Source organism: Proteus sp. G2609 (assembly GCF_963896135.1).
Classification (GTDB): domain Bacteria; phylum Pseudomonadota; class Gammaproteobacteria; order Enterobacterales; family Enterobacteriaceae; genus Proteus; species Proteus mirabilis.
In genome coordinates this window covers 1-7,497 of the sequence record NZ_CAWQNB010000014.1, presented here as the reverse complement: position 1 = coordinate 7,497, position 7,497 = coordinate 1, and the positions used below count along the sequence as shown (strand labels likewise).

Below are 7,497 nucleotides of genomic sequence, written 5' to 3'. Positions count from 1 at the left end.
CCCCCTGCCAACCCTATTGGGTCTTGTTGGGTAAAACGGCCTAAATCCGGGGCATAGTACCTGAACGTATTATAATGTAACCCCGTCTCTTTGTCGAAATACTGCCCTTGAAAACGCAGGTTCTGTTCACGATTAAATGTGCTTGTGGGGCGGGTTTGACGCTGTAAATGTCCCCAAGCACTGTATTGCCCTTGCCAAACGATTTCACCCTCACTGTTGGTCAACGCTTCCGGTAAGCCACTTAAACTGCTGTGCGTATAATAAATCCCCCGTTGCGGATTAAGCGGGTTATCCGTGCATTCAATGCGGGCTAGAGGCGTATAACTTTGGTCATTGTAAGCATGATAAACCGTGGTATGGGGCGCTGCGCTGCTGTGCTCAGATACCAGTCGCATCCCTACCCAGCCAAAGCTGTACACTTCATCCGGCTCATGGTGGTGATAGGTCACCGTATTGGCAATCGCACTGGCTTTCCATAACCGTTTTTCAATCCGACGCCCTAAGATATCGTAGCAGTATTCCGCTCGCTGATACCCTAAGGGCCCTTGGTCGATATCCACCGCGATAATGCGGTGGTCACTGTCATAGTGATAACGTTGTCCCGAGCTACTGCCTTTTTCATAGCGCGATACCATGCGACCAAAACCGTCGTAGCGATAATCATACTTATCACTGCCTTGTACTTGGTTATGCGGTGCTTCGGTGTGCGGACGAGTCAGTAAATTGGCCGCCGCATCATACAGAAAGTGTTCGGTTTGCACCGACCCTAAATGCGCCGTCAACTGCCCCAGCGGGTCGTACTGATAACTGTGGTAGTACCAATGTCCGGCGGTAAAAACCTCGCCCGTTTGACCATAACTGACACTGCGCTCGATAAGTTGATTGCGTTTATCCCAACGATAACGACGGTCAATCACCGGGGTCACAAACTGTGAGGCATTCATTTGGCGCGCCACTTGGTGCGTAATACGTCCCCGACAGTCATAGCCCGTTTCATTGTCTAAGGCGCCACTGGTGCGCAACGTTTCTCGGTGTAAACGGTCTCGTTGATATTCCGCCAATACCGTCAGTTGCGCATTATCTCGCCATTGCGTTTGTTGTAAATGCCCAGAGCCGTAATACAGGTATTCAAATGCCCGTTGATGGGGCAACTCAGTGCGAGTGATATTACCCAGCACATCATAGTGATGTTGATAATCACCGCGGGCACTGGCTTCTCGAACCAACTGCCCCACTTTATCGTAGGTAAAGGTCAGGGCGTCTTGATACTCTACGCGGGCGGTGGTGCCGGTGCGTTCGGCTTCATGCCATATCGCCATGGGGACTCTGCGTAACGTCACACTCAAAGGTTGATAAAGGTATTCCGTGCGATAATCGGCGTTTTCTCGAAACAGCAACCGTCCCACTTTATCGTAACCGAAGGTGGTCACCTGCGGGGATAAGGGCATCGGCGTATCAATGGAAGGCCCAGGGGTGGTTTTTATTTGGGTGACATTCCCCATCACATCGTACTGATAGTGCTTTTGTTGTCCGATAAGATCATGTTCATCGGTTAAACGATGCAAGGCATCATACTCAAAGCGGTACTGCTCGCCCTGTTCATTCTCCAGCGCCTGCATACGCCCGAAAGTATCATAGTGAAAATGCAACCAATGCCCTGCCGGATCGCGTCGGGCTATTACTTGTCCACGACGGTTACGGCGCAACAGAATATGGCGCTCTCCGGCATCCGTTATTCCCACTAATTGCCCGGTGGCATCATAGTCATAACGGTTTTCTGTCCCATCCGGTAAGCGCTCTGTTAACAACAACCCCGCTTCACTAAAGGTGTAAGTCGTGGTTTCATTCTGTGCATTGGTCAACGAGCGAAGTTGTCCCCAATCATCGTAGGTCAAGGTGGTGGGATAACCCGAACAGTCCCGTTGCTCGATTAACTGACCGCGGGCATTATAGCGATAGTGGGTTTCATTACCCTTAGCATCCACTTGCCCCAGACACAGGCCTTGGTCATCCCACGCCAAGCGCGTGATATGGCCAAGCGGGTCAATCACACGACGAATATCGCCGTGCTCATTGTACTCCCAATGCCAAGCCGCCCCATTTGGCAAGGTTTGTGCCGTGGGAAACGCAAAATCTTTGTCCCAATCATAGCAAGTCGATTGTTGTTCGGGATCGGTCGATTGGGTTAAATTACCGCGCTCATCATAGGTATACCCCCATTCACTACCATCTGGGGCTATTGCTTTCGTTAATAAGCGGCTGGTATCCCATTCAAACCACCACGTTTCATTCAATGCATTAGTGTATTCGATAATTTGCTGTTGTTCATTCCAGCGACGGAAGGTGGTTTCGCCCCCCGTTTCCACGGTGGTGAGGGTTCGTTGAGCTAAATCATACGTCAGTTCGGTATGCTCTAAACAGCGTTTACCGTCTTTAAGCCAGTGTTCAACCACTCGCCACTCAGGTTCATTGTCTTCAATGGTAAAGGCATCAAAACGTTGCCAACGATAATGACTACTGACCCCTGTGGCATATTGGTGCATGGCCATTAAACCCGATTCATCATCCCAGCCAAAACGACGAGTCACTCGCTTATCCGCATTAGTGACTTGCACTAAACGCTGTTGTGCATCATAAGTATAAGTGACCAGCGTTTTTTCTTCTTGTCCTTGGTGGCGGGTCACCGACTGTAAGCGTTGGGTGATTTCATCATAATGTAACCGGATATCGGTCAGATACGCATCATCATGAATTTGTACCAATTCACCGTCATTAGCATAGCGGTAGTGTAAAGCGTTATTATGACGATCAGCACTTTTCATTAAGCGCAGTGTATTGATTTTATGTGGATTGGCTTCGAAAAGTTGATAATCACCTTCCGCCGATTCAACAAGGAAAAGATTGTTTGTCGTGCGATAGACGGTAAAGCCTTCATCTTGATAGAACACTTTCTGTCCAAGGGCGATTTTTCCTAACGCTAAACGCCTCCCCGACATGTCATGATAATAAATATTTTCATTCTCAAGCCCTTTACCCGTGTCGTCAATTGTCAAAAAGACATCAAATGGCATCGCCCAACCGCGTCCTAAACGATTTTCACCCGTATTACGACTTTGGTAAATACGCGACCAGACTAACGGGTACACACCATCAATAATAAAATCGGTGTCATCCTCTCCATTTAGGACTTTCGCCCCCGTAGCCGCATGCACGGGGTGACGCACACTATTAAAGGCTTGGGTCACCGAGGCGACTACCATACTGCCCACCGCGGTACTGGCGATTTCACTCACCAAAGTACAGCCTACACTATTCAAACACTGTTTAATCGCCTTGAGTCCCCCTCTGCGAAACAGGGTAGACGCCGCGCCAACAGCAAGGCCACCGAGGATTTCACCAAACATTTCGGCAAAGGGGTTACGCCCACTCATAATATCGCGTACCACCACACTGCCACCGCCAATACGCACAATCCCTTTTTCTTGATTATCACTGATTTTGGCTTCACAGGTGCTTCTATCACCGTTACGACACGCCGGTTGGCTATTAATTTGGACTTTTTTCGACCCTTCAGCTAAAAAGTAAGGGGCGCTAGCACAATGCCATTTATCGCACGTGATGGTGTCCAATGGCATAGGTTCAGCATTCGGGTGTTTCGCGGCTTTTACTGGGGAAAGAATACTGTCAAAAAAGCCTTGCTCCGGTGAGGGGTATTCGGGAAACTCGGAGGGATCGAGCGCTATGGGTGCCGCATTGTTGGTTTGGTTCCCTAGCACCTTACCCGCCAATAAAGAAAATGCCCCAGTCGTCATCATGGCGGTATTTTTCAATACGCGTAAGGCAATCTCGGTACCTTTTTCTTCTTTCGGTGGGGTATTATCCGCCGCAATTGAAGCGAGTAGCACGGGTGACGGTAATTTTCCTGCTGCGCGAGCGGCTCCCTTGCCTTTGACACGTACATTTTTCGAGCCAGTATCGATTTCACCATCAGGGTTACTTAGCCCGAACAAGCTATCGATCCCATCCGCGACCCAATCAGCGGCATCATCAATCAATCCACCAATAGTAAAGCCCGCCGCCAGCCCTGCACCGGCAAAAATGGCCGCACCGGCGGCCGTTGCCATACCGCCTGTCCCAATGGTCAGCGCCACAGCGGCCGTCCCTATCGCGGCATAAACCGCCCCTTTAACCACACCACACACGATATCGGCGAAGATTGACGAGTGCATTAATTTATCGCCTTGCTTGGCTGCGAAAAATTCATTTCCCATATCTCTATCCTTATAAAATAAACAATAAATCGTCAGTGGGTATGGTTAAAACATCGGGATTGCATTAATTGGGCGATGGCGTAAAACTGTCTCTTAACGCTTGCCATTGCGCCTGCTCAGTATTGGAAAACGGTTTAATTTGGCAGTAAGTCAACACCACTATTTTATTTTCGAGACGAAAAGCGGCGATCCACTGATAAATAGGGATCCCTTTTTGTTTGGTTTCACAATAGATTTCACAGCCCGTAACTCCTTTTTCGGTACGAAAATCTGTGGGTGCTTTTACCACCGCATTTTTCATTTCACGTTTGATGGCCGACAACTGTCCAGCCAGATAGTCATTGAGGGTTATCTCTGGAGCCACTACATCACGCGTAATAGAAATACTGCCTTGTCGCGTAGGGAAACGCAGCATATTAAGACTATTGTCTTGATATTCTTCATCCGGTAATGTGATAGCACCTTCTTGGAATTGATAATTCATGGCTTACCTTATTACTTTTTAGGGAAAAACTGATCTTTCGCTTGAGCGATAGTGCTGGTATCTGGTTCCATCTTAAGGTTTCCGGGACCTGCCCCGTCCATATTCAAATCTAATAACTCACCAGTACCAATCCGACCGCTACCGTGGCCGTAAAAATCAAAGTTGTTACACACTAAGGTGATAGTCCCGTCAGGGTTTAATTGAAGTGCCGAGTTGCCACTAATTAAACGAATACCTTGGGCTGATGCGATCAACACTTCACCATCCACGATTGAATGCTGCTTACCAAACACGATATTTTTTTGATCCGCTTGAACCGCCGTAGTTTGCGTACCATGTACTGAGATCTTTTGGTTTTGCATAACGGTTTCAGTATGATTGGCGCCTACCGTCGTTCCTTTATCGTTTTGGACGACGGTATTCATATCCTTCTGCGCATGAAGAAACACCTCTTGCTTACCGCCGGCATCTTCAAAACGCAGTTCATTAAAACCTTCCCCTTTGTGGGTTTGGCTACGGAAAGTGGTTTGTGTCTTATTCTCTGGGAACTTAATCGGTGGTGCGTTACGACCATCATAGGTACAACCGGTAATCATCGGTCTGTCGATATCCCCATTAAGGTAGCTGACCAGCACTTGCGTGCCAATGCGCGGTACCGCAGAAAAACCATAACCATTTCCACTCCAACCCATGGCAACCCGCACCCAGCATGAAGCACTGTGATCGGCACTTCCCCGACGATCCCAATGAAAATGCACTTTCACGGCGCCATATTCATTGACGTAGATTTCTTCCCCCGGCGGTCCCACCACCGTCGCCACTTCATCGCCGTCCGCCGTCGGTTTATAACGATAAGGGGGACGCCACTCTTGCGTGCCCGGAATAAAGGAGACGCTATTCGACAGTTGTGTGCCTTCGCCCCCGCTATTGTCCGCCAGTGGCTGTACACCATGATGGCTGACGCTGATCACTTGCCAGCGATCATTCATCGGCTGATGGGGATGCTGAGATAAGGTGAAGATTTTGCCGGGCATCAGCGCAAAACAGTTTGTTGTCGCTTGCCCCACTTTGCTGCCGTTACGTAATTGCTCAAAGCGCACCTGTGTTAGGGGGCGACCTTCATCGTCTAATTGAAAACGACCATAACTTTCAAACACACTGTGCTGTCCTCCCTGCTCAATTTTGTTTTCATGAGACAACGGATAAGAAGGACGAACAAAGTTGTTGTCTTTATGGATAGTTTCATCCACACACAAATATTCGCCATATTGCCAAGTCATGGCAGTGCTATCGCTGATATCGGTGTCGGCCTGCGGGTTATAGGTGAGGTGAATACCCGCCGTCATCCCCATATGTTCATCGCTGTAAAACAGTTGTTCTTCTTCAAACCAGAAGTTAATGCCCTCTTCAAACGCCAGTCGACACCAAAAATCAAATGCCGATTCGCGTTTTTGGGTGGTGTAGAGACGTTCAGGGTGTAGATCTTCACGGTAGAATTGGCAATCCGCTTTAACATGGGCCTCATCCAATAAGGTTTTTAAGATGGTCGGCACCGATTGATGTTGAAAAATACGGCTGTCTTGATTGAGGGTCATCACCCACATTTCAGGGCGAATATCGAAGTGATACCACGTTTTCACTCCGTCGGTATTGCCTTGTACTGCCCCGGCTAAGATACCGTTGACTTTGCGGATCAACACCCCATCGCGTTTGACCGTTAATGATGAGGCTAAGCCAAGATGGCGCTGAAAATCGATAAAGGGTAAGGCACTGACCGCACTGATGGACAGCGAAAATAGCGAGGATAATCCTTCGGTAAGATTAAATTCGGTGACTTGAAAGGTGTCGTCAGGCAATCCACCAATGGTGCAAGTGAACACCAAACCACTTTCGAGGCTGTCCATGCCTAATGCATCAAGTAACGCCCCATGGGCCGCTTGGAGTGCTTGGTTTTCAGCGAATGTTTGTCCACCGGTAAAACCGCCACCGTGGATCAGGGGATGAGCCGTCACGCGATTGGCCGATGCGCTGGCTGATTGCGTGAGCGAGGCCGCTGCTGAGGCCATCCCGGCCACCTTTTGCGTGGGTGTCGATAGCGTTTCGTTCACTTTGGATTGCACCCTATTTTTCACTTGATTGATGGCTTCATCTTTTAAAACGGATGCCGGGTCAATGGGCGTTGATTTCGGATCTTTGCTAAGCATAATCTGCCTCCATGCAAAAATGGATAAAGAAAAGGGAACAATACAAAATAAGGACGAGCCCCCAAGGACTCGTCATAACGGTATTACGCTTCGAGAGGCGCACGCCAGTCATCCGCACCAGACGTTCCAGCAACAGTGTGCTCCCAGTCAATTTTGCGGTAAGAGAGGGAAACTTCGATAAGTTGCGTGAAGTCGGCTTTAGCCGGATCTTGACAATGAGGCATTTGGCAATCGATGTTCACGATCGTCGCGTCAGTCAGTGTGGTGGTAAAGAAGTGCTCTTGTTTACCTTCAACAGACGTGCGATACCATTTTAACTCAACTTTTGGCAACATTTCGCCGGAAGCCAATGCGTTATACAGCAGAGGAACGGCTTTGTTTAATGCCACGGTAAAACGAAACGGTTTATGCGCACGTTGGCCAGAAGGTTGGCCTGATTGCGGATCAGTCGGAACCGTCACCACGTGAGAAAATTCTTGTACCAACATTTGGTCTTCATGACCTTGTACATAAATGTTGCCGACAGAATCTGCAGTAA

The 7,497-nt window shown here is 48.8% G+C and carries 4 protein-coding genes; all 4 read right to left on the bottom strand.

The window, feature by feature from the left end; genetic code table 11:
* Nucleotides 1-4,271 (bottom strand): RHS repeat-associated core domain-containing protein (locus AACV01_RS04800; RefSeq protein ID WP_161682506.1); only part of this gene is annotated, 4,271 nt, incomplete at its 3' end.
* A 64-nt stretch (nt 4,272-4,335) separates the two neighbouring features.
* The gene (locus tag AACV01_RS04795; protein WP_004251951.1) at nt 4,336-4,755 is read right to left on the bottom strand and encodes a DcrB-related protein; all 420 of its coding nucleotides are present in this window, start codon (nt 4,753-4,755) and stop codon (nt 4,336-4,338) included.
* Nucleotides 4,756-4,766: 11 nt separating this feature from the next.
* Nucleotides 4,767-6,959, bottom strand: a complete 2,193-nt coding sequence (locus tag AACV01_RS04790; RefSeq protein ID WP_161682504.1) for a type VI secretion system Vgr family protein — start codon at nt 6,957-6,959, stop codon at nt 4,767-4,769.
* 83 nt (nt 6,960-7,042) lie between these two features.
* Nucleotides 7,043-7,497, bottom strand: a 455-nt coding sequence (locus AACV01_RS04785) for an Hcp family type VI secretion system effector (protein WP_049203880.1), incomplete at its 5' end; no start/stop codon positions are given.

What these genes read in the sequence shown, in the direction of transcription:
- AACV01_RS04790 (WP_161682504.1), bottom strand. Translation starts at nt 6,959, where the DNA reads ATGCTTAGCAAAGATCCGAAATCAACGCCCATTGACCCGGCATCCGTT.
- AACV01_RS04795 (WP_004251951.1), bottom strand. Translation starts at nt 4,755, where the DNA reads ATGAATTATCAATTCCAAGAAGGTGCTATCACATTACCGGATGAAGAA.